The organism is Klebsiella sp. FDAARGOS_511 (assembly GCF_003812845.1).
In the GTDB taxonomy this organism is placed as follows: domain Bacteria; phylum Pseudomonadota; class Gammaproteobacteria; order Enterobacterales; family Enterobacteriaceae; genus Klebsiella; species Klebsiella grimontii.
In genome coordinates, this window is sequence record NZ_CP033824.1 from 3,228,924 (window position 1) to 3,253,488 (window position 24,565).

Here is a 24,565-nt window from a genome sequence, read left to right on the forward strand (position 1 = left end):
ACGTGATGTTATAGCTGGTTTTTCATTCTGAGTCAGGCCTCATTCGGCATCCGGCAGAAAATATCGGCACGCTCTCAAATACGGATTTTTCATCATGCGGACTAATCAACGTAGTTTTTCATCAGCCCGCCGAGCCACTCCATAAACAGATGTACCCGCCGCGAGAGATTACGCCGGTGCGGGTAAATGAGCGACACCGGCAGCGGTTCGGCGCGGTAGTGGGGAAGAATTTCGATCAGTTCTCCGCTGCGCAGCATTTCGCGAACACCTACCCGTGGAACCTGAATAATCCCCAGTCCTGCCAGACATGACGCCTGATAGGTCTCGGTACTATTGACCGTAAGCACGCCGCCCGCTTTAACCCAGCGAACCGCGCCATCGCTGACCACTTCAAATCCGAGAGGACGAACGCCCAGATTGCTGGCGTAGTGGATCAGCGCATGATCCGCGAGATCGTCCAGCGACTGCGGATAGCCAAAGCGCGTCAGATACTGCGGGCTGGCGCAGTTAATTTGCGTGAGCTTACCCAGCGGCCGCGCGATCAGCCCGGAATCTTTCAGCGTACCGACGCGTACCACGCAGTCAAAGCCCTCGCGGACCACATCGACTAACCGATCGCTGCTGCTGAGCTCCAGTTCGATGCCCGGATACTGCTGCAAAAACGCCGGCAGCTGCGGAATGACCAGCTTTTTCGCGACTGCGACAGGCATGTCGATCCGCAGACGTCCGCTGATGCTGGAGGGGTCGAGCTGAAACATACCGTCGAGCTCCTCAAGATTGCTCAGCAGGTCTCTGGCGCGTTCATAGTAAACCATGCCGTCCTGGGTTAGCTGCACCCGGCGGGTCGTGCGGTGCAGCAGGCGAGCGCCAAGGTGGCTCTCCAGCGCCTGAATCTGGCGCGATACGCTTCCTTTCGGCAGGCCAAGAGTGTCGGCGGCGCGGGAAAAACTTTCCAGCTCCGCTACCCTAATAAACAGCTGCATTGCGTGAATTTTATCCATCCCGGCGGCCTATTGTTGTTCAATAAGAAACAGTAAAACGTAATTTGCCATATTTATTGTTGTTATAGCAGCTAATAAGCTCTTCAACTATGCAAACGCAACCGAGAAGGGGTTTTCTGATGGCACAACGTATCGCTTTAGTCACCGGCGGCAGCCGTGGATTGGGAAAAAACGCCGCATTGAAACTGGCGGCGAAGGGAACTGATATTATTCTGACCTGGCGCAGTAACCGGCAGGATGCGCTGGACGTGGTGGCTGAAATTGAACGAACAGGCGTGAAAGCCGCGGCATTACCGTTAAACGTCGGTGATGTCGGCAGTTTCGATGCTTTTGCTCAGCAGGTGGCGGAGGTACTGCGGGAGCGCTGGAAACGGGATACCTTCGACTATTTATTGAACAATGCCGGAATTGGTCTGAATATTCCTTTTGCTGAAACCAGCGAAGCGCAGTTTGATGAATTAATGAACATCCAGTTTAAAGGGCCTTTCTTCCTCACCCAACGCCTGCTGCCGTTATTGCAGGACGGCGGGCGGATCCTCAATGTTTCCAGCGGGCTGGCGCGTTTTGCTCTCCCGGGCTACGCGGCCTATGCCTCAATGAAAGGGGCGATGGAGGTGCTGACGCGCTATCAGGCGAAAGAGCTGGGGGAACGCGGAATTTCGGTCAATATCATTGCGCCTGGCGCGATTGAAACCGATTTTGGCGGCGGCGTGGTGAGGGATAACGCCCAGGTTAATCAGCATATTGCCGCGCAAACGGCGCTGGGAAGAGTAGGGCTTCCGGATGATATTGGCGATGCCATCGCCGCGCTACTGAGCGATGACCTGCGCTGGATGAACGCCCAGCGCGTAGAAGTTTCAGGCGGGATGTTTTTGTGATTGAACGCCCCTCCATCAATGATGGCGGGGCAACGCGCATTTCATGCGTTTTCTTACTCCGTAACATACTTTCCTCACTTTGCCATCGCCTGCGTTTCCGGGTTCGTTTAAAATAGAGTAATTAATATTATGTTTTATTCTTTTCTTGCCTGGTAATTAAGGATTTCCTTAATTTAAATGTAATAATTATTGTGAATAAGTAATGGTATCAACAAGGCCTGTAACTATTCATTGTTATGATATTCAGTTAATCCTCTCTATCGGTAAAATGCCCCAGGCCAAACAGCGAGCGCTTATTTTACTTGCTGATATTCCCCTTCCCCCTGATTAAATCGGGCATTTCTTTGATGGAGAGAAATCCATGCAGGTAATTATGTTTGACAGGCAGTCGATATTTATTCATGGAATGAAAATTGGCCTTCAGCAATACATTCCTGAAATTGATCTTTTTGGCACCTGTCAGCCTGAACAGCTCTGGCAGACGCTGACGACGCACCCTGACGCGCTGCTCATTCTGGATGGTGATATGCACAGTGAGTTTTGCTGTTGGTTGTTGCAGGAAAAACAGCTTCGCTTCCCGCAATCTCAGGTACTGTTAATTGTTTCTGACAATAATAAGAACTGGCTACAGCGCGCGCTGTCTTACAATGTGCGGGCCATCGTGCAACGCGAGGAAGGTTTGCAAACTTTCGCTCAGGCGATCAACAGCGTACTGCAGGGGCTGCTCTGTTTACCGGGCGATTGGCTAATGACGGCGGATGCACGGGATAATAAATGGGTTCATTTAAGCCAGCGCCAGCGTGAGATTTTACAGCTGCTGGCCGCCGGTGATTCAAATAAAGAGATTAGCCGTACGTTAAATATTAGCGCCGGCACGGTAAAGGCCCACCTTGAGTCGCTCTATCGCCGGCTTGACGTGAAGAATCGTACCCAGGCGGCGATGATTTTTAATAGCATTAGCGAAACTTAATCGGTTCTGGCTTTGAATCGTGCGCACTCTTCGCGACGCTGTTCGCGTCCGCTGCGAATATTTTCCCATGCTTTAAGCGCCTCAGCGAACCGCTGCTGGTTAAGATGCGTCAAAACGAGATTAAGCGCCGGAGACGCTGGCCCGCAGCTAAAGGCTAAAGAGACCAGCGCATCATATTGCGCTTGATTAAGCGTAACCCGAAGGCTGCGCTTAAGCTCGCGCTGGCATTGCAGTAGATCCACGGTAAGTAAGGTCTCCGCGACCTCGCGCGTGAAGTGGCTGAACGTCTCGAAATCGTTGAGAACGTGGCCGTAGCCAATCACGCGCAGGCCGTTTTCGTCCCGATAGGGGACGAGCGATAATCCCTGGGCGCGCTTAATAAACTCGAGGCCCTGCAGGCTTAGCGGCGGTATCGTCGGGAACATTTATTGCCTTCCTCTGTTGTCGGCCTGCAGTGTAGAGGAAAAGTCCGTCGCGCCCTATTCGCCAGATGGCCCAGGCTAGTTGTAATCGCGGTGCAGCAGGCCAAAAAGCCAATCATTATGCCAGCGACCGTTGAGCCAGTAGCATTCGCGCAGCTCGCCTTCCTGATGAAAACCCACTTTTTGGAGCAGATTTTTTGACGCAAGGTTGCCCGCGGTGACGGTTGCCGTAAGCCGCCGGATGCCGCCCGTGGAGAAGGCGTAATCGCATAGCGCGCGCAGAGACTCATAGCCGTAACCCTGGCCCTGTGCATGGGGAGCGAACAGAAAACCCGCTTCAGCGCTGTCGGGGGCATGGTGATGATAACCGGTGAGGCCAAGGGGGGCGTGGGTATAGCGGTCGCGCACCACCAGGCACAGCCAGTGGGGCGCCCCCGGCGACCACGCGGGAAGCCGCGAATCAAAAGCGTCGCGAATTTCCGCTACCGGGCGAGGATCCGCGACGTAGAGCATGACCTCGGGGTCTTGCTGTAAGCTGAGAAAAAAGGGCCAGTCGTCAAGCTGCAGCGGCGAGCAGCGCAGGCGTGGGGTCATCAGTTCAGGCATGGCAGGGGTTCCGGCGAAAGTCGATGTCATGAACATAGCAGGACATCGACTCCTCGAATAGCGAGCTTTTACAAAGGCTCGCCGTACAGGCCGATAAGCCGGCGCACCACGCCGTTAGTCCAGCCGAACCCGTCCTGGAGGGGATATTCACCCCCTCCGCCTTCGTGGGGTGTGGCGCTGGCGATATGGTACTTTTCAATCAGCTTGTAGTGCTGTTTATAGTAATGATTCACCGTTTGCAGCCAGCTCTGCGCTATTTCATCGCCGAGCGGATCCTGGCCGTACATTTTAAAACCCTGTACCGCCATCCACTGCAGCGGCGCCCAGCCGTTGGGTTTATCCCACTGTTCGCCGCTTTCATATTCGGTCGCCATAATACCGCCCGGAGTGAGCAGGCGAGCGCGTACCGCGTCGGCGAGCCTGTCGGCCTGTTCATGGGTCGCCATGCCGACGTAGAGCGCGACGATGCTGGCGGCGGAAAACAGCGCCAGCTGCTCGCGGCGCCAGTCGTAATCGCGAAAACAGCCGCTTTCGTCATCCCACAGATAGCGGGTTACCGCCGCCCGGCGGTCGCTGGCCTTCTGGCGAAACGCGGCCTCTGTTTCCCGGTCGCCCTTGAGGCCGGAGAGGTTGGCGATGGTGTTCTCCAGCTTGAACAGAAAGGCGTTCAAATCGATGGGGATAAACTGGGTGGTGCGGATGCTCGCCAGCCGGGTGATATCCCGCAGCCAACGGCTGGAGTAATCCCAGCCGGACTCCGCCCCGGCGCGCAGGTCGCGATAGACCTCGTTTGGCGGGCGGCCGGAGTGTTTTGCCGTTTCGACATCTTCCCGCCATGACTCATCGCGCGGCGTATCGCGATCGTCCCAATAGCGGTTCAGCAGCGAGCCGTCCGGCATACGCACCACATGGCGGTAGGCCTGATTGGGGATCAGCGATTCCGCGCCGTCCATCCAGAAACTGTACTCCATCTGCAGATGGTCAAGGTACCGTTTAGCGCCGCGGACGCCATCTTCTTCAAACAGTTCAACCATCAGGGCAAACACCGGGGGCTGCGAGCGGCTGAGATAATAAGTGCGGTTGCCGTTGGGAATATGACCATAAATTTCAATCATCCACGCGAAGTTATCGGCCATACACTTCAGCAGATCTCCACGGCCGCTTTCCGCCAGCCCCAGCATGGTGAAGTAGGAATCCCAGTAGTAGGTTTCGCTAAAACGGCCGCCGGGAACAATATAAGACTGCGGCAACGCCAGCAGCGACGACCAGGGAATATGATCCTGCGGCTCGCGGGTCAGCACGGGCCACAGGTTATCAATATGCTCTTTTAACGTTCGATTAGGATCGGAGACGTAATCCTCGGCGCGGCTATCCGGCAGCCAGAAGTGATCTTCAACGAACTGGCGGAGATCGAATCCGGGAGTGCGCCTTACGCGACGGTAGTGAATCAAAATATCCAGCGGGTCCTGCTTCGGCGCACAGTCGGGGAAGGTTTTGCTATCGGCGAAAATGCGTGACTTCTGGACGTGAGCGAACAGTTCCAGATAGCGATCGGCAGGGGTCAGGGCATCCGAGGCGGGCAGCCCTTCGATGATCTCCGGTTCGGGTTCGGCGTCGAACATTTCATCCAGCTTTAACTCATACGGATCGGCTTCGTAGCACGGATCGTTTTCGATCCTGAGCTCATCGTCATCAACGTTGCGTAATTTCTGGCTGAACATAGTGGTACGGACCTCCGGATTGCGTCAGTAGAGGATGCCGGGCGCGCCCGACCTGTCTATTAAGCTTAGACATTCGCAGCGGGAAACGAAAAGAGAAGTGTGAGGTATATCACGCTTTTTTCTAAACCTTCAGCCCGGGGTTTGTGCTTTAACTATTTGATCTGGCGCATTAAAACCGTTTTAACCGCTTCGTATTGTGCCGAAAAATTCGGAGATTTCGTTTTGCAACAAAATCTAAATTTCCGGACGCTTTAGCAATAAAGCTATTACTCCCACGCGGCTTCCAGCATCTCCAGCAGCTGCTCGCTGGTTAGCACGACCGGGTTAGCCTTCATTGATGACGAGCTGCTGGCGGCGAGAGCCGCGGGTTCCAGCGCTTCGCGGGGGACGCCGAGCTCGCGCAGGTTACCCAGCCCGGCGCGCTGGCTCCATTCGCGCAGGCTCTCCCAGGCGTCGTTCGGGTCAACGTCCAGCCCCGCCGCCAGCCACTGGCGTACGTCGGCAAAACGCTGGCGGATTTTTTCGTCATTAACCTGGGTTTCATTGAGCGCCAGGCCGAAGGGGAGCAGGCTGCCGCAAAGCGCGCCGTGGGCGGCGTTGCTCAGACCGCCTAAGGGGCCTGCCAGACCGTGAATCACGCCGAGGCCGGCATTGGCTAACGCCAGTCCGCCGCACAGGCTGACCCATGCCATCTCATCGCGGCTATCCTGGCACTCTTTTAGCATCAGCGTTCTGAGCGCTTTGATGCCGCGTGGGATCGCCTCCCGGCAGAGAGCGTCGGTAAAAGGATTCGCCCGGGTGCACAGCCACGGCTCAATCACCTGGGTGATGGCGTCGAGACCGGAGGCGAGAGTCACCGCGCGCGGGGTATTGTCGGTGAGCGACGGGTCGACAATCGACAGGTCCGGCAGCATGCGGTCATCGCGCAGGCTGACCTTGCGCTGCTGCTCGGGGACGTTGATCACCGCGTTCTTTGTGACTTCCGCCCCGGTACCGGCCGTGGTGGGAATGGCGACGAACGGCAGCGGATTGGTTTCCAACAGCCGCCCGGTGCCCACCACTTCCAGATATTCGATAGCGGGCCCCTGAGCGGGAACCAGCGCCGCAATCGCTTTGCCCGCATCAATAACCGCGCCGCCGCCGAGGCTGACCACTGCGCCGACGCCTTTTTCCCGCGCCAGACGAACGCCCCGTTCAATATCCTGCAGGTCGGGTTCATGGGCGATAGACAGCGTGGTGACGTGCAACTGGTGAGCGTGGAGTTCGCTTAACAAAAACTCTGCGCGCTGCAGGCTGGCGCCGTGAACCAGCAGTATCTGCGCGGAGCGTCCAGCGAGCCAGGGCGCGGCGCTACGAGCAAGGCCGCGTCCAAAGCGGATATTGCCCGGTGTTAAAACGTTAAAAGAGGTCAACATGTCGGGTAACCTGTCCTGGAGAAAAATCGTGCAATCCACTATACACATTATCCGGGTGTACATGCGTCGCCGATGCAGTATTGTGAAACAACTATCTCTTTTGATTGAGGAATTGCTGAGAATGCTAAAAATACTGGGCAAACGCTCATCAATTAACGTGCGTAAAGTGCTGTGGACCTGCGAGGAAGCGGGACTTGAGTATCAGCAGGAGGATTACGGCAGCGGGTTTCAGTCCATCGAGACGCCTGGGTTTCGCGCCCTTAACCCGAACAGCCTGGTGCCCGTACTGCTGGATGACGACTTTGTGCTGTGGGAGTCGAACAGCATCTGCCGCTACCTGGCGCGCAAAGCCGGGCGGGAAGACCTGCTCCCTACGGCGCTGCGGGCTGCCGCCGAGGTTGAGCACTGGATGGACTGGCAGGCAACGGAATTTAACACGGCCTGGCGCTACGCCTTTATGGGGCTGGTGCGCAAGGACCCGCGCTTCCAGGACTCGGCGGCTATCAAAGAGAGTATCGCCGCCTGGACCCGCTGCGTGCAGATCGTTAATACGCAGCTGCAGCAAACCGGGGCATGGGTTGCCGGTAGCGAGTTTTCGCTGGCGGATATTGTCCTTGGCCTATCGGTGCATCGCTGGAAAATGACGCCGTTCGCGCATCCTGAAATGGCGGAAGTGGAGCGCTGGTATATGGCGCTGAATCAGCGGCCGGCGTTTAAGCGTCACGGCAATAACGGCGTGGCGTAGAGATAAAAAAAGAAGCTCTGGAGAGCTTCTTTTTCATGCGTGGTGCCCGTCTTAGCGCATCGTCACAAACTCTTCCGCGGCGGTTGGGTGGATCGCCACGGTATTGTCGAAGTCTTTCTTGGTTGCGCCCATCTTCAGCGCCACCGCGAAGCCCTGCAGCATCTCGTCCATCCCGAAGCCGATACCGTGAATACCGACAATCTTCTCTTCCGGGCCGACGCAGACCAGCTTCATGCGGCACGGCTGGCGGTGTGAAGTCACGGCGGTATACATGGCGGTGAAAGAGGATTTATACACTTTCACCGCTTCATCGCCGTACTGCTCGCGCGCCTGCGGCTCGGTTAAGCCGACGGTGCCGATAGGCGGATGGCTGAACACCACGGTCGGGATGTTGCTGTAGTCCAGATGTTCGTCCGGCTTGTTGTTAAACAGACGCTCGGAGAGACGACGGCCTGCGGCGACGGCGACCGGGGTCAGCTCGACGGCGCCGGTATTATCGCCGACGGCGTAAATACCCGGAACGCTGGTGTTCTGCAACTTATCGACGACGATATAGCCTTTATCGTTAGTTTCCACTCCGGTCGCGGCGAGGTTGAAGTTATCGGTCGCCGGTTCGCGACCGATCGCCCAAATCAGGCAGTCCACGGTCTGGCTGCGGCCATCTTCCAGTTCCAGGGTCAGGCTGCCGTCGGCGTTCTTCACTACCGCTTGCGGAATGGCGTTGGTGTGCAGCTGCGGGCCTTCTGCGTTCATCACCTCAACCAGCGTTTCCACGATCAGCGGATCGAAGCTACGCAGCGGCGCGTGTTTACGCACGAACAGGTGGGTCTCCGCGCCCAGGCCGTTAATCACGCCCGCCAGCTCAACGGCGATATAGCCTGCGCCGACAACCGCAACGCGTTTCGGCAGGGCCGGCAGTTCGAAGAAACCATCGGAATCAATCCCGTATTCGACGCCGGGAATGTTCGGATGGCTCGGGCGGCCGCCAGTGGCGATCAGAATATGATCGGCGGTTATCGTCTCGCCGTTGACTTCGATGGTTTTCGCATCGACAAAACGGGCGAAGCCTTTAATCACGTCGACCTTATTTTTGCCCAGCACGTTATCGTACGAGGTATGGATACGATCGATATAGGCGCTACGGCTGGCGACCAGCTTGTCCCAATCGAAATGATTGATCGTGGTATCAAAACCGTAATCCGGGCCATACAGATGGATAGCTTCGCGAATCTGCGCCGCATGCCACATCACTTTCTTCGGCACGCAGCCGACGTTTACGCAGGTACCGCCCAGGTCTTTGGCTTCAATCAGCGCGCACTTCTGGCCGTACATAGCGGCACGGTTAATGGAGGCGATACCGCCGCTGCCGCCGCCAATGGCGATATAGTCATAATGCTTGCTCATGAGTCTTATCCTTAATGTCTGATTGGCGCGATTGTATACCTGAAATCAATAGTTTCCACCGATGACTGCGATTACTCAGGCACGATCCAGCTGACGGTGGTATGGCCGATACCGGTCGGCACCAGCTTTTTATGCAGCCACGGCAGAACGTTGTTCATCTGCTGCTCCAGCTTCCACGGCGGGTTGATGACGATCATCCCGGAGGCGGTCATTCCGCGCTGGTCGCTGTCCGGACGCACCGCCAGCTCGATTTGCAGAATTTTGCGAATGCCGGTGGCCTCTAACTCTTTGATCATGCGCTTAATCTGCGCCCGTAGCACCACCGGATACCACAGCGCGTAGGTGCCGGTGGCAAAGCGTTTGTAGCCTTCATGAATACCGGTCACGACCGCCTGGTAATCGCTTTTGATTTCGTAAGGCGGGTCGATCAGCACTAGTCCACGGCGAGACACCGGCGGCAGCTTAGACTTCAGCTGCTGATAGCCATCGGTTTTTTCAACCCGGGCGCGGTCGTCTTTCTGAAACTCGGCGCGCAGTAGCGGAAAATCGCTGGGATGCAGTTCGGTCATCTGCAGGCTGTCCTGCTCGCGCAGCAGCTGGCGAGCAATCAGCGGCGAGCCGGGGTAGTAGCGCAGCTGGCCGCTACGGTTGAAGTGCTGAACGACGGAGATATACGGCTCCAGCTCGGCGGGCAGGTCATCCTGCTGCCAGATGCGGGCGATGCCTTCGAGATATTCACCGGTACGCTCGGCGTGTTCGCTGCTCAGCTGATAGCGGCCTGCGCCGGCGTGGGTGTCCAGATAAAGAAACGGTTTTTCTTTCTCTTTGAGCGATTCAATGATTAGGCTCTGAACGGTGTGTTTAAGAACGTCGGCGTGGTTGCCTGCGTGAAAGCTATGACGATAACTGAGCATGGATACGGTGATTCCGGGATTTAGACAAGATTACCGATAGTTTACCGCAGATCGGCCTGGATTACCGCCGCGCTGTTTCCATTCCGCTTAAAGCGTTGCAAAACATAACCGTGTCATAAAAGCGTCAAAGAGAAGGGCTAGCGTCACGTAAAGGCAAGGTAATGGTTTGAATAAAAGGAAAAATAATGAAACTGCACATCACGCTACTCGCATCGGCGTTAATGCTGGCGCTGCCGGCGCTGGCGAAAGAGGTTCCTTTGAATCAGGCGGCGGCAATCGCCAACGGCGTGACGCCAGCCGCCGCCAGCCCGGCGTTTGATGCGCTGGAGAGCCAAAGCCTGTCGCAGCTGCGCAACGCGCTGAAGGGCGATGCGGTAACTCTGACTCGCGACCAGCTCGAACACGCCAGACAGAATAAAACCCAGGCGGATACCGCATGGCTGAAGGCCAGCGGTTATGACTTCCAGGCAAAAGCCAACCAGCAGGCGGGTATTGCGCTGCTCTCGGCGTTCACTACGTTGCCGAAGGCGGTAATTGAGCAAAATCTGGCGACGGTCACCGCCATCAATCGCGATGCCGTACAGACCTCCCGACATCAGGCGCTGGCGGATGCCGAGGGCATCGGCTATCTCTACTTCCTCAGCGATGCGCTGGGGCCGCGTCTCGGCAAAGCGTTCCTCTCCGCCTACGACAAAGGCGAGCTCGGTAAGGCGGCGGCGCTGATCAAAGCGTCTGAAGTGAGTACCGGGGCGGCGAAAAAGCACTTTAACAACCCGCGCCCGTTCCTGATTCAGGGCAATACCATCCATCTGGTGCCGGACGATGTGGTCGTTAAGGACAATGAGCCCTATACCGCCGACGGCGGCTCGTTTCCGAGCGGGCACACCAACACTGGCTATACCGACGCTCTGCTGATGGCGGAGATGATCCCGGAGCGCTTCGACGCGCTAGTGACCCGCGGCGCCCGCTATGGCTATTCGCGCATCGTGCTGGGCGTGCATTATCCGCTGGACGTGATGGGTTCGCGGATGGTGGCGCAGCGCAACGTCGCCCACTATTTGAATGACGCGAAGTATCGCGGGCTGTTTAATGAGGCGCGCGACCAGCTGCGCGCCGCGCTGGAGAAGGAGTGCGGCACGACGCTGGCGGAGTGCGCGAAGGTGCCTGCAAAAGACGATCCGTATAGCGACCCGGCGATGAAGGCGTTTTATCGCTTTACCATGACCTACGATCTGCCGCAGCAGAAGGGCGAAAAACCGAGCCTGAAGGTGCCGCAGGGGGCTGAAGTGCTGCTGGAGGCAGCGTTACCGAATCTGTCCGCCGCGCAGCGTCGGGCGCTGATGGTCAAAACGGCGCTGCCCGCAGGGTATCCGCTCTCCGGTGAGAACGACGCTCAGCAGTTCTGGCAGCGGCTGAATCTGCCGGCGGCGTATCAGATGGCGAATAAAGCGCATTAAACGTAACGCGATTGGGGCTTGTCCCGGAGGCAGCGCTGTCGTACCTGTCCCGGCTACAAAGGCGATGCGGGGTTTGCAGGAGCCGCTGTTCCGGTAGGCCAGGGCAAGCGTAGCGCCGCCGGGCGGTTTTATGTGGGCGTACCGGATGGGGCTGGTTTAAGGTCGATCTAGCTCTCTTTTGAGGATTTTACCGCAGGCAGAGCGCGGTTCATCGGTACCGGCAGCCAGGCGCGAATTAATAATCCGCCGCGTTCGCTGGAGCCAAGTTCCAGCTTACCGTTATGGTTATCGATAATGCGCTGAACGATAGCCAGGCCGAGTCCGGTTCCGCTAATCGTTCGGGCGCTATCGCCGCGCACGAACGGCTGGAACAAATGCTCACGCTGCTCCGGTTTAATCCCTGGACCGTCATCTTCTACCTGGAACCAGGCCCGGTTCCCCTCGCTGCCGCTGCTGACTTTAATCCAGCCGTTGCCATAGCGGGCGGCGTTGACCACCATATTCGCCAGCGCGCGTTTGATGGAGAGCGGATGCACGCGCAGTGGGATCTCGCCCGGCTGCAGATCGGTGGCGATCTCTCGCTCGTAGCCGCTCTCCGCCGCAATCACTTCCCCCAGCACCGCGTTAAGGTCCGTCAGCTCCATCGGCATCTCCTGACCGGTGCGCAGGTAGTCGATAAACTGTTCAATAATGGCGTTACACTCTTCGATATCTTTATTAATCGACTCGGCGAGGTAGCCGTCCTCTTCGCCCATCATCTCCGTCGCCAGACGAATACGCGTGAGAGGGGTGCGTAAATCATGGCTGACGCCGGCCATCAGCAGCGTACGGTCGTCCGCCAACTGCTTCACGCCAGCCGCCATATGGTTAAAAGCGCGGGTCACCGACCGCACTTCCGATGCGCCGTATTCGCGCAGCGGCGGGGGAATAATGCCTCGCCCGACCTGCAGCGCCGCGTGCTCCAGGTCGACCAGCGGTCGGTTCTGAATACGAATAAAGAGCCAGGCGCCGCCGATCGCCAGCAGCATGATGGCAAGGGTGTAGCGGAACAGCGGCGAGAAGTCGCCCTGGTGGATTTCGGTCAGCGGTACGCGCACCCAGATATTGGGGGAGAGCCAGGTTTTCAGCCACACCACGGGCGAGCTTTTATTCACTTCCACCCGCACTTCGGTCGGCCCGCCGAGCTGGTGCGCCATCTGCTGACTTAAGAATTCATAATGCTGCGCCCAGCGCAGGCCTGCGTCTTCCGCCGCTTCGTTGGAATAGAGCGAAATGCCCAGCTCGCGGTAAATCTCGCGGCGAAACGCCGGCGGCACCACCAGCTGGGTGCCGTCTTCCAGCTGCAGTTTATCGGTCATCAGCATACGCACTTCGTAGGCCAGAACCTTATTAAACTGCTGGAGACTGGGCAGGATCGCGAAATTCAGCACCACTAAATAGGTCGTCACCAGGCTGGCGAACAGCAGGGTGACGATCAGTAACAGGGTACGGGCAAACGAGCTTCGCGGCGAAAAGCGCACGCGTTTCATGCCTTAGAGCCGTCCGGGACGAAAACGTATCCCAGGCCCCAAACGGTCTGGATATAGCGAGGATGCGCCGGGTCTTCTTCCACCATGCGGCGCAGGCGGGAGATCTGTACGTCGATGGAACGTTCCATGGCCGAATATTCACGGCCGCGGGCGAGGTTCATCAGCTTATCGCGGGATAAGGGTTCGCGCGGATGGCTCACCAGCGCTTTCAGTACCGCGAATTCACCGCTGGTCAGCGGCATAGGCTCATCTTCGCGGAACATCTCGCGGGTGCCGAGGTTCAGCTTGAACTTACCAAAGGCGATCACCGCCTCTTCCTGCGAAGGCGCGCCCGGCAGTTCGTTAGCCTGGCGGCGCAGCACGGCGCGGATACGGGCCAGCAGCTCGCGCGGGTTGAACGGTTTTGGGATGTAGTCGTCGGCGCCGATTTCCAGGCCCACGATACGGTCAACTTCTTCCCCTTTCGCCGTGACCATAATGATCGGCATCGGGTTGCTCTGGCTGCGCAGGCGGCGGCAAATGGACAGGCCATCTTCGCCCGGCAGCATGAGATCCAGCACCATGAGGTGGAAGGATTCACGGGTCAGCAGGCGATCCATCTGTTCAGCGTTCGCCACGCTACGAACCTGGAAGCCCTGCTCGGTCAGATAACGTTCGAGTAGCGCACGCAGGCGCATGTCGTCATCGACAACCAGAATCTTATAATTCTCTTGCATTGTATATACTCCCAAAGGTTCACTGCAATTGTCAGTACGTATTCTCAAAAAAGCCCGGGTCGCCCACCAGCGAAATCTGGTATATATTCCAGGCTAAATTGTTACAAAGCATATTTAACAGCAGCTTAAGTATACATTTAAGCATAAGACACATTATTTATCCTGTTGCTATGATGACGTGCGACGAATTGTGCGCAGCATTGCACAAAGATCTGTAATCAGGAGCCGGAACCTTCGATGAAAACGCCGCTGATCACCCGTGAAGGGTATGAAAAACTGAAGAAAGAGATGGATACTCTGTGGCGCGAAGAACGTCCGGAAGTCACCAAAAAAGTGACCTGGGCGGCGAGCCTCGGCGACCGCAGTGAAAACGCCGATTACCAATACAATAAAAAGCGCCTGCGTGAAATTGACCGCCGGGTGCGCTACCTGACCAAGTGCCTTGAGCAGCTGAAAATCGTCGATTATTCGCCGCAGCAGGAGGGGAAGGTCTTTTTCGGCGCATGGGTGGAAATTGAAAACGATGCGGGCGAGACGAAGCGTTTCCGGATTGTCGGCTACGATGAAATCTTTGGCCGCAACGACTACATCTCCATTGATTCGCCAATGGCGCGCGCGCTGCTGAAAAAAGAGGTCGGCGATTTAGCTATCGTGAACACCCCCGCGGGCGAGGCGGCCTGGTACGTGAACGAAATTGAATACGTCAAAGCCAAATAGGCCCGGAACATTCCGAGAGGCTTTGGTCGCGGCTGGCATTTTAGCGTGTCAGTCCGTATAACTATCCCCCTGATTTTTGATCCTAAAGATGAATTAAACCGATGATGAATGATTCGCTCTGCCGCATTATTGCGGGTGAACTTCAGGCCAGAGCTGAACAGGTAGAAGCTGCCGTTCGCCTGCTTGATGAAGGGAACACCGTGCCGTTTATCGCACGCTATCGTAAAGAAGTCACCGGCGGTCTGGATGACACGCAGCTGCGTAATCTGGAAACCCGCCTCGGTTATCTGCGTGAACTTGAAGATCGCCGTCAGGCAATCCTGAAGTCCATCGGCGAACAGGGCAAACTGACCGAGGCGCTGGAAAAAGCCATCAACGGGACCTTGAGTAAGACCGAACTCGAAGACCTCTACCTGCCGTACAAACCGAAGCGCCGCACCCGCGGACAGATCGCCATTGAGGCAGGGCTGGAGCCGCTGGCTGAGCTGCTGTGGAACGAACCGTCCCACGACCCGGAAACCGAAGCCGCCAAATATATCGACGCCGATAAAGGCGTCGCGGACAGCAAAGCCGCTCTCGACGGCGCGCGCTATATCCTGATGGAGCGCTTTGCGGAAGACGCCGCCCTGCTGGCAAAAGTGCGTGACTATCTATGGAAAAACGCCCACCTGGTGGCGACCGTCGTCAGCGGTAAGGAAGAGGAAGGGGCGAAATTCCGCGACTACTTCGACCATCACGAACCGATCGCCACCGTGCCGTCGCACCGCGCGCTGGCGATGTTCCGCGGCCGCAACGAAGGCGTGCTGCAGCTCTCTTTAAATGCCGACCCGCAGTTCGACGAGCCGCCGAAAGAGAGCCATGGCGAGCAAATCATTATCGACCATCTCGGCCTGCGCCTGAACAACGCCCCGGCGGACAGCTGGCGTAAGGGCGTGGTGAGCTGGACGTGGCGCATCAAGGTGCTGATGCACCTCGAAACCGAACTGATGGGTACCGTACGCGAACGTGCGGAAGATGAGGCAATTAACGTCTTCGCCCGCAATCTGCACGACCTGCTGATGGCCGCGCCGGCCGGGCTGCGCGCCACCATGGGCCTCGATCCGGGTCTGCGCACCGGCGTTAAAGTCGCCGTTGTTGACGGTACCGGCAAGCTGGTGGCTACCGATACCATCTACCCGCATACCGGGCAGGCCGCTAAAGCGGCGGTGGCGGTTGCCGCGCTGTGTGAAAAGTACAACGTTGAGCTGGTGGCTATCGGCAACGGTACCGCTTCGCGTGAAACCGAGCGTTTCTTCCTCGACGTGCAGAAGCAGTTCCCGAAAGTGACCGCGCAAAAGGTTATCGTCAGCGAAGCGGGCGCGTCCGTGTATTCCGCCTCCGAGCTGGCGGCGCTGGAGTTCCCGGATCTCGATGTTTCCCTGCGCGGCGCGGTCTCTATCGCCCGTCGTCTGCAGGACCCGTTGGCCGAGCTGGTGAAGATCGATCCGAAATCTATCGGCGTCGGCCAGTATCAGCACGATGTCAGCCAGACCCAGCTGGCGCGTAAGCTGGACGCGGTGGTGGAAGACTGCGTGAATGCCGTCGGCGTCGACCTGAACACCGCTTCCGTCCCGCTGCTCACCCGCGTTGCCGGTCTGACCCGCATGATGGCGCAGAATATCGTCTCCTGGCGCGATGAGAACGGTCAGTTCCAGAACCGCCAGCAGCTGCTGAAGGTGAGTCGTCTGGGGCCGAAAGCGTTTGAGCAGTGCGCAGGCTTCCTGCGCATCAACCACGGCGACAACCCGCTGGATGCCTCAACCGTGCACCCGGAAGCGTATCCGGTGGTGGAGCGCATTCTGGCGGCGACTCAGCAGGCGCTGAAAGATTTGATGGGCAACAGCGGCGAACTGCGTAATCTGAAAGCCGTTGATTTCACCGATGAGAAATTCGGCGTGCCGACGGTGACCGACATCATCAAAGAGCTGGAAAAACCGGGCCGCGACCCGCGTCCAGAGTTTAAAACCGCCCAGTTCGCCGATGGCGTAGAGACGATGAACGACCTGCTGCCGGGGATGATCCTCGAAGGCGCGGTGACCAACGTCACCAACTTCGGCGCGTTTGTCGATATCGGCGTTCACCAGGACGGCCTGGTGCATATCTCTTCCCTGTCGAATAAGTTCGTTGAAGATCCGCACACGGTGGTCAAAGCGGGCGATATCGTGAAGGTCAAAGTGATGGAAGTCGACCTGCCGAGGAAGCGTATCGCGCTGACGATGCGTCTGGACGAACAGCCTGGCGACAGCAACGCGCGCCGCGGCGGCGGAAGCGATCGTCCTCAGGGTAACCGCCCGGCGGCGAAGGCCGCTAAACCTCGCGGTCGCGAAGCGCAGCCAGCGGGCAACAGCGCGATGATGGACGCGCTGGCGGCGGCAATGGGTAAAAAACGCTAGTCTCTTTCCGGCCCCTTTTCTGAGGGGCCGTTTCTCCTCTGCTCTTCGCCATATTGCGCAAACAAGCATCAGTATTTTCTTATAACCTCTTAATAAGCGCGAATTGCGGATAATGAGATTATTATTTTCATTTCATTAACCAATGACACCTTTATTAAACATTTGCTAAGCAGAAATAATGATTCTCGCTACGGCCTTGACAAAATAGAGTTTGCTCAATATCAACAAATGCTCAATTTCCTGTTTAAAAAAAGAATCGAGCGCATTATATGTATTGATGATAAAAACTATTCTCATTATCATTATTTCCATTGAATATTTTTTATTCTTCGTTGGCTACGGTCCCTGGCGCCGCGTTTCCGGCGCATACGGAAAACTCTCTTTTCAGTTGGCGATAAACAAGTAGGTCCTATGCAATTCACACCTGATAGTGCGTGGAAAATCACCGGCTTCTCCCGCGATATTAGTCCGGCATATCGGCAGAAGCTGCTGTCCCTCGGGATGCTGCCGGGGTCGTCTTTTAATGTGGTCCGTGTGGCGCCGCTCGGCGACCCTATTCATATTGAAACCCGACGCGTTAGCCTGGTATTACGTAAAAAGGATCTTGCGTTAATTGAGCTGGAAGCGGTTGCACAATAATGCCTGACCGGCACTAAGAGTATGAATATGAAAAAATTAACCCTTGGTTTAATTGGTAATCCAAATTCCGGGAAAACAACGCTGTTTAACCAGCTCACCGGCGCGCGCCAGCGTGTCGGGAACTGGGCGGGGGTGACCGTTGAGCGCAAAGAGGGTGGCTTCAACACCACCGATCATCAGGTCACGCTGGTAGACCTTCCTGGCACGTATTCCCTGACCACCATCTCCTCGCAAACCTCGCTGGATGAGCAGATTGCCTGCCACTATATTCTCAGCGGCGACGCCGACATGCTGATAAACGTGGTCGATGCCTCCAATCTGGAGCGTAACCTCTATCTGACGCTACAGCTGCTGGAGCTCGGCATCCCCTGCGTGGTCGCGCTGAATATGCTCGATATCGCGGAAAAACAGAATATCCGCATTGATGTCGATGCCCTGGCCGCCCGCCTCGGGTGCCCGGTGATCCCGCTGGTCTCTACCCGCGGGCGCGGTATCGAAGCCTTGAAAATGGCTATCGACCGCCATCAGCAGAATCAGGATATTGAACTGGTGCACTATCCGCGGCCGCTGCTGCGGGAGGCGGACAAGCTGGCGGAGATAATGGCCGCGGACATTCCGCCGCGCCAGCGCCGCTGGCTGGGTTTACAGATGCTTGAAGGCGATATTTATAGTCGCGCCTTCGCCGGAGACGCCGCCCACAAGCTGGACGTAGCCCTGGCGAATTTGAGCGAAGAGCTGGATGACCCTGCGCTGCACATCGCCGATGCCCGCTACCAAAGCATTGCCGCCATTTGCGATGCGGTCAGTAATACCCTCACTGCCGAGCCCAGCCGCTTTACCACAGCGATGGATAAAGTGATCCTCAACCGCTTCCTCGGCCTGCCGGTCTTCCTGTTCGTTATGTATCTGATGTTCTTGCTGGCGATTAATATTGGCGGCGCGCTGCAGCCTATTTTTGATGCCGGTTCCGTCGCTATCTTTATTCACGGCATACAGTGGATTGGCTACTCTCTTCACTTCCCGGACTGGCTGACGGTGTTTCTCGCCCAGGGGATTGGCGGCGGTATCAATACCGTGCTGCCGCTGGTGCCGCAGATCGGCATGATGTACCTGTTCCTCTCTTTCCTTGAAGACTCTGGCTATATGGCGCGGGCGGCGTTTGTCATGGACCGCCTGATGCAGGCGCTGGGTCTGCCGGGGAAATCCTTCGTGCCGCTCATCGTAGGTTTTGGCTGTAACGTCCCGTCGGTGATGGGCGCGCGTACGCTTGATGCGCCGCGCGAGCGTCTGATGACCATTATGATGGCGCCGTTTATGTCGTGTGGCGCGCGGCTGGCGATTTTCGCTGTCTTCGCCGCCGCCTTTTTCGGCCAGAACGGCGCGCTGGCGGTCTTCTCCCTGTACGTGCTGGGGATTGTGATGGCGATTGCGACCGGATTGATGCTGAAGCATACCATTATGCGCGGCGAAGCATCGCCGTTTGTGATGGAGCTACCGGTGTATCACGTTCCGCACGTGAAAAGCCTGCTCATCCAGACCTGGCAGCGCCTGAAAGGCTTCGTCCTGCGGGCAGGTAAAGTTATCGTCATCGTCAGTATCTTCCTCAGCGCGCTGAACAGCTTCTCGCTGAACGGTAAGATCGTCGATAACATCAACGACTCGGCGCTGGCGTCGGTCAGCCGGGTGATTACCCCGGTGTTTAAGCCGATTGGCGTACATGAGGATAACTGGCAGGCGACCGTCGGCCTGTTTACCGGCGCGATGGCGAAAGAAGTGGTGGTCGGGACGCTGAACACCCTCTACACCGCCGAAGATATCCAGAACGAAGCGTTTAATCCGCAGGCGTTTAACCTCGGCGATGAGCTACTGGCCGCGGTAGATGAGACCTGGCAGAGCCTGAAAGACACCTTTAGCCTGAGCGTGCTGGCCAACCCTATCGAAGCCAGTAAAGGCGACGGCGAAATGGCAACCGGCGCGATGGGCGTGATGGGCAGCAAATTCGGTAGCGCCGCTGCGGCGTACAGCTACCTGATTTTCGTCCTGCTCTATATTCCCTGCATCTCGGTCATGGGGGCGATTGCCCGTGAGTCGAGCCGTGGCTGGATGATGTTCTCGGTTCTGTGGGGGCTGAATATCGCTTACTCGCTCTCTACGCTGTACTACCAGACCGTCAGCTTTAGCCAGCATCCGCGCTATAGCCTGGTGTGCATTCTGGCCGTTGTGTTATTTAATATTGTGGTCTTCGGCCTGCTGCGCAGAGCACGTAGCCGGGTGGACGTCTCGCTGCTGGCGACGCGCAAAACGCCGTCGTCCTGCTGCCAGAGTCCGGCTGGCGATTGTCACTAAGGAGCGATGATGGCGTCGTTAATTGATGTGCGCGATATGCTGGCTCTGCAGGGGAGGATGGACGCAAAACAGCTCAGCGCCCGCCTGCAAGCGCCGCAGCCGTTGATCGACGCGATGCTGAGCCGCCTGGAAGCGATGGGTAAAGCGGTGAAAGTGACCGAGGATGCCGATGGCTGCCTCTCCGGCAGCTGTAAAAGCTGCCCGGAAGGCAAAGCCTGCCTGCGGGAGTGGTGGTCGCTGCGCTGATGGGTATGTAAAGGTTGATTTCCCCGGATTGCGGCTTACGCCTTATCCGGGCTACACGCCTGTGCGGTTTGAGTCTGGTAGCCCGGGTAAGGCGTTTACGCCGCGACCCGGGAGATTCAATCACAGATTTGTACGGTTTTGGGGGGGGAGCGCGGACAGTCTCACCGCGACGCCTCCGGGCCCAGGGCTGCAAGCGGGTCCTGAGACCCGCTTTCTGGCTTACTTGTAGACGTCCGCGTTAGCGTGAACCGTTTTCTCGTTCTTCTCGCCTGCAATCACCACGAAATAGGTGCCACCCAGCTCATCCGCTTTTTTCGACAGATCGCGCTTTGCATCCATCGGAGAGGTCGTTCTTGAGGTGGTAATAGAACCAATTTTGGTCAGGTTCATCTTAGCCACTTCGTCTTTTTGAATTTCCTTGGCGGCGAATGCGCCGAAGGACAGGGAGCCAATCACCAGAGATGCAACAATTCCTGTAACAAGTTTCATAGCCTCTACTCTCCATTAGGTTGTTTTTTTTAGGTCACGGGTCCGGCGTGAAATAGTCAACCCCCGCAACAACCTAAGTATTGCTGCACCTAGCGTTTTTACCACGTCCCGCTAAAAAAATTTATCGATCTCATGCTTCAGCTCAATCAGCGGAGCGCAAAACGTCTGCGGATGTGAAATGAATGGCGCATGGGCGGCTTTATCGAAGACAATCGACGTGCTTTTTGGCCACAGCGCATCGAGAACCGGGATGATTTTACGCGGCACCAGGCCATCCAGGCGACCGTACAGGCGCAAAAACGGCACGTCGAGGGTAGTCAACGGCTGGCGTAAATCGGCGGTTTTGAGGATCTCCAGCCCGCCGTTTAAAACCTCCGGCGACGGCATCGGTAGCGACAGTACCGTGCTCTTCAGCGCTCTCGCATCCTGACGCGCACTTTCGGTACCCATGGTTTGCAACGCCAGAAAGCGTTCGACGGTGCGTTGAAAATCTTCGCTCAGCTGCTGCTGAAATCCGCTCAGCACGTCGGGCTTAATGCCGGGCCAGCTGTCGTGAGCGCTGAAGCAGGGGGAAGAGGCGACGGTGACCAGCGCCTGCACGCGATCGGGATGGGATAACGCGACCTGGCTGGCCACCAGCCCGCCGAGGCTCCAGCCTAGCCAGATCGCGCGATCCGGCGCTTTTTCCAGCACCCGCTGCGCCATCTCTTCCAGCGACATCGCGCCAAAGCCGCCGCTGCGGCCATAGCCAGGAAGATCGACGAGGTGCAGCGTAAAATGCGAAGCCAGCTGCGGCGTGATGCAATCCCACACTTTGGCATTCAGCCCCCATCCGTGCAGCAGCACAAGATGACAATTTCCTTCGCCCGTGGTCTGCCACGCGATCGTTTTCATCAGTTACTGTTCTCTTTCCACCAATATGAGGGGGAAATATGCTAACAGCACACAGCTTATGCTGGCTATGCCAAATGCCGCTAGCCATCGCCGACTGGGGGATCTGCTCGCGATGCACGTCGGCGCTGCTGGCGTCTGAACCGCTGTGCCCGCAGTGCGGCCTGCCGGCCCAATCAAGCGCGCTGCCCTGCGGGCGCTGCCTGCAAAAACCGCCGCCGTGGCAGCGGCTGGTGACGGTGAATGACTATCGACCGCCGCTGAGCGGCCTGATTCACCAGCTGAAATTCAATAAGCGGCCCGAGCTGGCCCCGGCGTTGGCGCGTCTGCTGCTGTTGCGCATTCGCCTGCGTCGGGATCTTCCCCGCCCGGACCGGATAATTAGCGTGCCGCTCTGGCAGCGGCGCCAGTGGAAGCGGGGGTTTAATCAGAGCGACCTGCTGTGTCGGCCGCTATCCCGCTGGCTGGGCAGCGCCTGGCGTAGCGACGCGCTGACCCGTCGGCGCCGTACCGGCACCCAGCATCAGCTCAGCGCCAGATTGCGTAAACAGAATCTGAAAAACGCCTTTCAGCTTGAATTGTCGCTACAGGGTCACCATATCGCCATTGTGGATGATGTCGTCACAACCGGAAGCACCGTCGCCGAGATATCCCGCCTGCTTTTGCGAAACGGCGCCGCGACGGTTCAGGTATGGTGTATATGCCGTACCTTGTAGACCCCTGCTGATGGGCGTATTATAACCCAGTAAAATAGTCAACTATTAGGCCAACGCTATGATCCGTATTTCCGATGCTGCACAAGCGCACTTTGCCAAACTGCTGGCAAATCAGGAAGAAGGGACACAAATTCGCGTATTTGTGATCAATCCCGGCACCCCTAACGCCGAGTGCGGCGTGTCCTACTGCCCACCGGATGCGGTGGAAGATTCCGATACCGCGCTGAAGTTTGAACAGCTCACCGCTTATGTCGATGAACTTAGCGCGCCGTATCTGGAAGACGCTGAAATCGATTTTGTTACCGACCAGCTGGGCTCCCAGCTGACGCTGAAAGCGCCAAACGCCAAGATGCGCAAAGTGTCCGACGATGCCCCGCTGATGGAGCGCGTCGAGTACCTGCTGCAGTCGCAAATTAACCCGCAGCTGGCCGGTCACGGCGGGCGCGTCACGTTGATGGAAATCACCGAAGATGGCCTGGCGATCCTGCAGTTCGGCGGCGGCTGCAACGGCTGTTCGATGGTCGACGTGACGCTGAAAGAAGGGATCGAGAAGCAGATGCTAAACGAGTTCCCGGAACTGAAAGGCGTACGCGATCTGACCGAACACCAGCGCGGCGAGCACTCCTACTACTAATTATCCGCCCGGTTGCCTTTGCGCAGCCGGGCGGCTCCCCCATGTTACCGCGCAACATTCCCCGCTAAGCGACCCGGCAAAAACCCGGGAAAGAGTATGACTTAAGTCTCATATTTGAAATTTTCACCGCCCAGGTGATTCTCAAACTTCATATGTTACCCGTATCATTCACTTCAGGCGCCACAGATAAAAAAATAGCCAGCTATCCTTTCTCTGGGTAAGGATAAAGCCAGCTTCTACGGCGTCAGACATTTTTTGTTCCGGTCGGAACGGATGAAGTCAATGTTGAAACTATGACGTTACCCATAACAAATTAAGGCCAGGTAAATCATGCCATTAGTCATCGTTGCTATCGGGGTTGCCCTGTTATTGTTGCTGATGATCCGTTTCAAGCTGAACGGGTTTATCGCTCTGGTTCTGGTGGCACTTGCCGTCGGGCTCATGCAGGGTATGCCTCTGGATAAAGTTATCGTCTCCATCAAAAACGGCGTTGGGGGAACCCTCGGCAGCCTCGCGCTGATCATGGGCTTCGGCGCGATGCTCGGTAAAATGCTGGCGGACTGCGGCGGTGCGCAGCGTATCGCCACCACGCTGATTGCCAAATTTGGTAAACAACATATTCAATGGGCGGTTGTGCTGACCGGTTTTACCGTCGGCTTCGCCCTGTTCTATGAAGTGGGCTTCGTACTGATGCTGCCGCTGGTCTTTACCATCGCCGCATCCGCCGGTATCCCGCTGCTCTATATCGGCGTGCCGATGGCGGCCGCGCTCTCCGTGACGCACGGTTTCCTGCCTCCGCACCCGGGCCCGACGGCGATTGCCACTATTTTCCATGCCGACATGGGCAAGACCCTGCTGTTTGGTACGATTCTGGCGATCCCGACGGTTATCCTCGCGGGCCCGGTTTATGCGCGCTTCCTGAAAGGCATCGATAAGCCGATTCCGGAAGGGCTGCATAACCCGAAAACCTTCACTGAAGAAGAGATGCCGGGTTTTGGCGTCAGCGTCTGGACCTCGCTGGTCCCGGTTATCCTGATGGCGATGCGCGCCGTGGCAGAGATGGTTCTGCCGAAAGGCCACGCCTTTCTGCCGATCGCTGAATTCTTCGGCGACCCGGTGATGGCGACGCTGATCGCGGTACTGATCGCGATGTTCACCTTCGGTCTCAACCGCGGTCGTTCAATGGAGCAGATTAACGATACGCTGACCTCCTCGATCAAAATCATCGCCATGATGCTGCTGATCATCGGCGGCGGCGGCGCCTTCAAGCAGGTGCTGGTCGATAGCGGGATGGATAAATACATCGCCTCTATCATGCATGAATCCAATATGTCCCCGTTGTTTATGGCGTGGTCGATTGCTGCGGTTCTGCGTATCGCGCTGGGTTCCGCCACCGTTGCGGCTATCACCGCGGGCGGTATCGCCGCGCCGCTGATCGCCAGCACCGGCGTGAGCCCTGAACTGATGGTTATCGCCGTTGGCTCCGGCAGCGTTATCTTCTCCCACGTTAACGATCCGGGCTTCTGGCTGTTTAAGGAATACTTCAACCTGACCATCGGCGAGACCATTAAGTCGTGGTCAGTGCTGGAAACCATTATCTCCGTGTGCGGTTTGATCGGCTGCCTGCTGTTGGGTATGGTGGTGTAAGCCAGTTATCGCCTTAAAACGGGCCGGGTC

At 57.2% G+C, this 24,565-nt stretch carries 23 protein-coding genes; 12 read left to right on the forward strand and 11 right to left on the reverse strand.

The annotated features are described in order from the left end of the window. Nucleotides 1-101 precede the first annotated feature (101 nt). Nucleotides 102-1,001 carry a LysR family transcriptional regulator gene (locus EGY08_RS16440; protein WP_049114761.1) on the reverse strand — a complete coding sequence of 300 codons (900 nt, stop codon included), beginning with the start codon at nt 999-1,001 and terminating at the stop codon, nt 102-104. 119 nt (nt 1,002-1,120) lie between these two features. On the opposite strand from EGY08_RS16440, the gene EGY08_RS16445 reads away from it, so the two are divergent. Beyond that, nucleotides 1,121-1,879: an SDR family NAD(P)-dependent oxidoreductase gene (locus EGY08_RS16445; RefSeq protein ID WP_004126309.1), complete on the forward strand. Its 759-nt coding sequence runs from the start codon at nt 1,121-1,123 to the stop codon at nt 1,877-1,879. Nucleotides 1,880-2,240: 361 nt separating this feature from the next. Further along, the gene (locus EGY08_RS16450; protein WP_004126308.1) at nt 2,241-2,849 is read left to right on the forward strand and encodes a response regulator transcription factor; all 609 of its coding nucleotides are present in this window, start codon (nt 2,241-2,243) and stop codon (nt 2,847-2,849) included. Here EGY08_RS16450 and EGY08_RS16455 read toward each other — a convergent pair. The 4 genes from EGY08_RS16455 to EGY08_RS16470 all read right to left on the reverse strand — a co-directional run bounded on the left by EGY08_RS16455 (nt 2,846) and on the right by EGY08_RS16470 (nt 7,013). Then, nucleotides 2,846-3,274 (reverse strand): lysozyme, encoded by a 429-nt coding sequence (locus EGY08_RS16455; RefSeq protein WP_004126306.1) that lies wholly within the window; start codon nt 3,272-3,274, stop codon nt 2,846-2,848. The genes EGY08_RS16450 and EGY08_RS16455 overlap by 4 nt on opposite strands. A gap of 75 nt (nt 3,275-3,349) precedes the next feature. Next, nucleotides 3,350-3,877: a GNAT family N-acetyltransferase gene (locus EGY08_RS16460; protein ID WP_049114759.1), complete on the reverse strand. Its 528-nt coding sequence runs from the start codon at nt 3,875-3,877 to the stop codon at nt 3,350-3,352. Between the two features lie 68 nt (nt 3,878-3,945). Further along, complete coding sequence (locus EGY08_RS16465; protein WP_123828686.1) at nt 3,946-5,598, reverse strand: alpha,alpha-trehalase; 1,653 nt, start codon at nt 5,596-5,598, stop codon at nt 3,946-3,948. 266 nt (nt 5,599-5,864) lie between these two features. After that, nucleotides 5,865-7,013: an iron-containing alcohol dehydrogenase gene (locus tag EGY08_RS16470; protein WP_123828687.1), complete on the reverse strand. Its 1,149-nt coding sequence runs from the start codon at nt 7,011-7,013 to the stop codon at nt 5,865-5,867. Nucleotides 7,014-7,134: 121 nt separating this feature from the next. Between EGY08_RS16470 and EGY08_RS16475 the strand changes: the two genes are divergently transcribed. After that, nucleotides 7,135-7,758, forward strand: a complete 624-nt coding sequence (locus EGY08_RS16475; RefSeq protein WP_123828688.1) for a glutathione S-transferase family protein — start codon at nt 7,135-7,137, stop codon at nt 7,756-7,758. 51 nt (nt 7,759-7,809) lie between these two features. On the opposite strand, the gene gorA is transcribed toward EGY08_RS16475, so the two are convergent. Both gorA and EGY08_RS16485 read right to left on the reverse strand, forming a co-directional pair. Next, nucleotides 7,810-9,162, reverse strand: coding sequence for a glutathione-disulfide reductase (gene gorA, locus EGY08_RS16480; protein ID WP_087828574.1), 1,353 nt, complete (start codon nt 9,160-9,162; stop codon nt 7,810-7,812). A gap of 71 nt (nt 9,163-9,233) precedes the next feature. Next, entirely contained in the window at nt 9,234-10,076 is an 843-nt protein-coding gene (locus EGY08_RS16485) for a 23S rRNA (adenine(2030)-N(6))-methyltransferase RlmJ (protein ID WP_009651758.1), read from the reverse strand. A 185-nt stretch (nt 10,077-10,261) separates the two neighbouring features. On the opposite strand from EGY08_RS16485, the gene EGY08_RS16490 reads away from it, so the two are divergent. Further along, complete coding sequence (locus tag EGY08_RS16490) at nt 10,262-11,533, forward strand: acid phosphatase (RefSeq protein WP_123828689.1); 1,272 nt, start codon at nt 10,262-10,264, stop codon at nt 11,531-11,533. A 167-nt stretch (nt 11,534-11,700) separates the two neighbouring features. Here the strand turns inward: EGY08_RS16490 and envZ are convergent, their stop codons facing one another. Further along, nucleotides 11,701-13,062: a two-component system sensor histidine kinase EnvZ gene (envZ, locus tag EGY08_RS16495; RefSeq protein ID WP_004126293.1), complete on the reverse strand. Its 1,362-nt coding sequence runs from the start codon at nt 13,060-13,062 to the stop codon at nt 11,701-11,703. Then, nucleotides 13,059-13,778: a two-component system response regulator OmpR gene (gene ompR / locus EGY08_RS16500; protein ID WP_001157751.1), complete on the reverse strand. Its 720-nt coding sequence runs from the start codon at nt 13,776-13,778 to the stop codon at nt 13,059-13,061. Before ompR ends, envZ begins: the two co-directional genes overlap by 4 nt. Nucleotides 13,779-14,015: 237 nt before the next feature. Here ompR and greB point away from each other — a divergent pair, with 237 nt between their 5' ends. The 5 genes from greB (at nt 14,016) to feoC (ending at nt 20,158) form a co-directional block, all read left to right on the forward strand. Then, nucleotides 14,016-14,495, forward strand: coding sequence for a transcription elongation factor GreB (gene greB / locus EGY08_RS16505; protein WP_004106676.1), 480 nt, complete (start codon nt 14,016-14,018; stop codon nt 14,493-14,495). A gap of 101 nt (nt 14,496-14,596) precedes the next feature. Beyond that, nucleotides 14,597-16,927 carry a Tex family protein gene (locus EGY08_RS16510; RefSeq protein WP_112165982.1) on the forward strand — a complete coding sequence of 777 codons (2,331 nt, stop codon included), beginning with the start codon at nt 14,597-14,599 and terminating at the stop codon, nt 16,925-16,927. Between the two features lie 411 nt (nt 16,928-17,338). Further along, nucleotides 17,339-17,566: a ferrous iron transporter A gene (gene feoA / locus EGY08_RS16515; RefSeq protein ID WP_004126281.1), complete on the forward strand. Its 228-nt coding sequence runs from the start codon at nt 17,339-17,341 to the stop codon at nt 17,564-17,566. Nucleotides 17,567-17,593: 27 nt separating this feature from the next. Continuing rightward, nucleotides 17,594-19,912, forward strand: coding sequence for a Fe(2+) transporter permease subunit FeoB (feoB, locus tag EGY08_RS16520; RefSeq protein WP_004126277.1), 2,319 nt, complete (start codon nt 17,594-17,596; stop codon nt 19,910-19,912). 9 nt (nt 19,913-19,921) lie between these two features. Beyond that, a complete protein-coding gene (gene feoC / locus EGY08_RS16525) occupies nt 19,922-20,158 on the forward strand; it encodes a [Fe-S]-dependent transcriptional repressor FeoC (protein ID WP_004126276.1) in 237 nt (78 codons plus the stop codon). A gap of 219 nt (nt 20,159-20,377) precedes the next feature. On the opposite strand, the gene EGY08_RS16530 is transcribed toward feoC, so the two are convergent. Then, complete coding sequence (locus EGY08_RS16530; RefSeq protein ID WP_004106665.1) at nt 20,378-20,647, reverse strand: YdgH/BhsA/McbA-like domain containing protein; 270 nt, start codon at nt 20,645-20,647, stop codon at nt 20,378-20,380. Nucleotides 20,648-20,758: 111 nt separating this feature from the next. Next, entirely contained in the window at nt 20,759-21,541 is a 783-nt protein-coding gene (bioH, locus tag EGY08_RS16535) for a pimeloyl-ACP methyl ester esterase BioH (RefSeq protein ID WP_004126275.1), read from the reverse strand. Between the two features lie 38 nt (nt 21,542-21,579). Between bioH and gntX the strand changes: the two genes are divergently transcribed. The 3 genes from gntX to gntT all read left to right on the forward strand — a co-directional run bounded on the left by gntX (nt 21,580) and on the right by gntT (nt 24,535). Further along, nucleotides 21,580-22,254 carry a DNA utilization protein GntX gene (gene gntX, locus EGY08_RS16540; protein WP_004126274.1) on the forward strand — a complete coding sequence of 225 codons (675 nt, stop codon included), beginning with the start codon at nt 21,580-21,582 and terminating at the stop codon, nt 22,252-22,254. Between the two features lie 58 nt (nt 22,255-22,312). After that, the gene (gene nfuA / locus EGY08_RS16545) at nt 22,313-22,888 is read left to right on the forward strand and encodes a Fe-S biogenesis protein NfuA (protein WP_004126273.1); all 576 of its coding nucleotides are present in this window, start codon (nt 22,313-22,315) and stop codon (nt 22,886-22,888) included. 330 nt (nt 22,889-23,218) lie between these two features. Then, on the forward strand, nt 23,219-24,535 hold the full coding sequence (gntT, locus tag EGY08_RS16550; RefSeq protein WP_004126272.1) for a gluconate transporter: 1,317 nt from the start codon (nt 23,219-23,221) through the stop codon (nt 24,533-24,535). The last annotated feature ends 30 nt before the right edge of the window (nt 24,536-24,565 follow it).

Bases quoted from the DNA above. Each gene is read 5' to 3' on its own strand.
- EGY08_RS16490 (WP_123828689.1), top strand. From the start codon at position 10,262: ATGAAACTGCACATCACGCTACTCGCATCGGCGTTAATGCTGGCGCTG.
- EGY08_RS16475 (WP_123828688.1), top strand. From the start codon at position 7,135: ATGCTAAAAATACTGGGCAAACGCTCATCAATTAACGTGCGTAAAGTG.
- gorA (WP_087828574.1), bottom strand. From the start codon at position 9,162: ATGAGCAAGCATTATGACTATATCGCCATTGGCGGCGGCAGCGGCGGT.
- feoB (WP_004126277.1), top strand. From the start codon at position 17,594: ATGAAAAAATTAACCCTTGGTTTAATTGGTAATCCAAATTCCGGGAAA.
- nfuA (WP_004126273.1), top strand. From the start codon at position 22,313: ATGATCCGTATTTCCGATGCTGCACAAGCGCACTTTGCCAAACTGCTG.
- EGY08_RS16455 (WP_004126306.1), bottom strand. From the start codon at position 3,274: ATGTTCCCGACGATACCGCCGCTAAGCCTGCAGGGCCTCGAGTTTATT.
- feoC (WP_004126276.1), top strand. From the start codon at position 19,922: ATGGCGTCGTTAATTGATGTGCGCGATATGCTGGCTCTGCAGGGGAGG.
- gntX (WP_004126274.1), top strand. From the start codon at position 21,580: ATGCTAACAGCACACAGCTTATGCTGGCTATGCCAAATGCCGCTAGCC.
- EGY08_RS16460 (WP_049114759.1), bottom strand. From the start codon at position 3,877: ATGCCTGAACTGATGACCCCACGCCTGCGCTGCTCGCCGCTGCAGCTT.
- EGY08_RS16485 (WP_009651758.1), bottom strand. From the start codon at position 10,076: ATGCTCAGTTATCGTCATAGCTTTCACGCAGGCAACCACGCCGACGTT.
- EGY08_RS16440 (WP_049114761.1), bottom strand. From the start codon at position 1,001: ATGGATAAAATTCACGCAATGCAGCTGTTTATTAGGGTAGCGGAGCTG.
- bioH (WP_004126275.1), bottom strand. From the start codon at position 21,541: ATGAAAACGATCGCGTGGCAGACCACGGGCGAAGGAAATTGTCATCTT.
- ompR (WP_001157751.1), bottom strand. From the start codon at position 13,778: ATGCAAGAGAATTATAAGATTCTGGTTGTCGATGACGACATGCGCCTG.
- envZ (WP_004126293.1), bottom strand. From the start codon at position 13,062: ATGAAACGCGTGCGCTTTTCGCCGCGAAGCTCGTTTGCCCGTACCCTG.
- EGY08_RS16510 (WP_112165982.1), top strand. From the start codon at position 14,597: ATGATGAATGATTCGCTCTGCCGCATTATTGCGGGTGAACTTCAGGCC.
- EGY08_RS16530 (WP_004106665.1), bottom strand. From the start codon at position 20,647: ATGAAACTTGTTACAGGAATTGTTGCATCTCTGGTGATTGGCTCCCTG.
- EGY08_RS16450 (WP_004126308.1), top strand. From the start codon at position 2,241: ATGCAGGTAATTATGTTTGACAGGCAGTCGATATTTATTCATGGAATG.
- greB (WP_004106676.1), top strand. From the start codon at position 14,016: ATGAAAACGCCGCTGATCACCCGTGAAGGGTATGAAAAACTGAAGAAA.
- feoA (WP_004126281.1), top strand. From the start codon at position 17,339: ATGCAATTCACACCTGATAGTGCGTGGAAAATCACCGGCTTCTCCCGC.
- EGY08_RS16445 (WP_004126309.1), top strand. From the start codon at position 1,121: ATGGCACAACGTATCGCTTTAGTCACCGGCGGCAGCCGTGGATTGGGA.
- gntT (WP_004126272.1), top strand. From the start codon at position 23,219: ATGCCATTAGTCATCGTTGCTATCGGGGTTGCCCTGTTATTGTTGCTG.
- EGY08_RS16465 (WP_123828686.1), bottom strand. From the start codon at position 5,598: ATGTTCAGCCAGAAATTACGCAACGTTGATGACGATGAGCTCAGGATC.
- EGY08_RS16470 (WP_123828687.1), bottom strand. From the start codon at position 7,013: ATGTTGACCTCTTTTAACGTTTTAACACCGGGCAATATCCGCTTTGGA.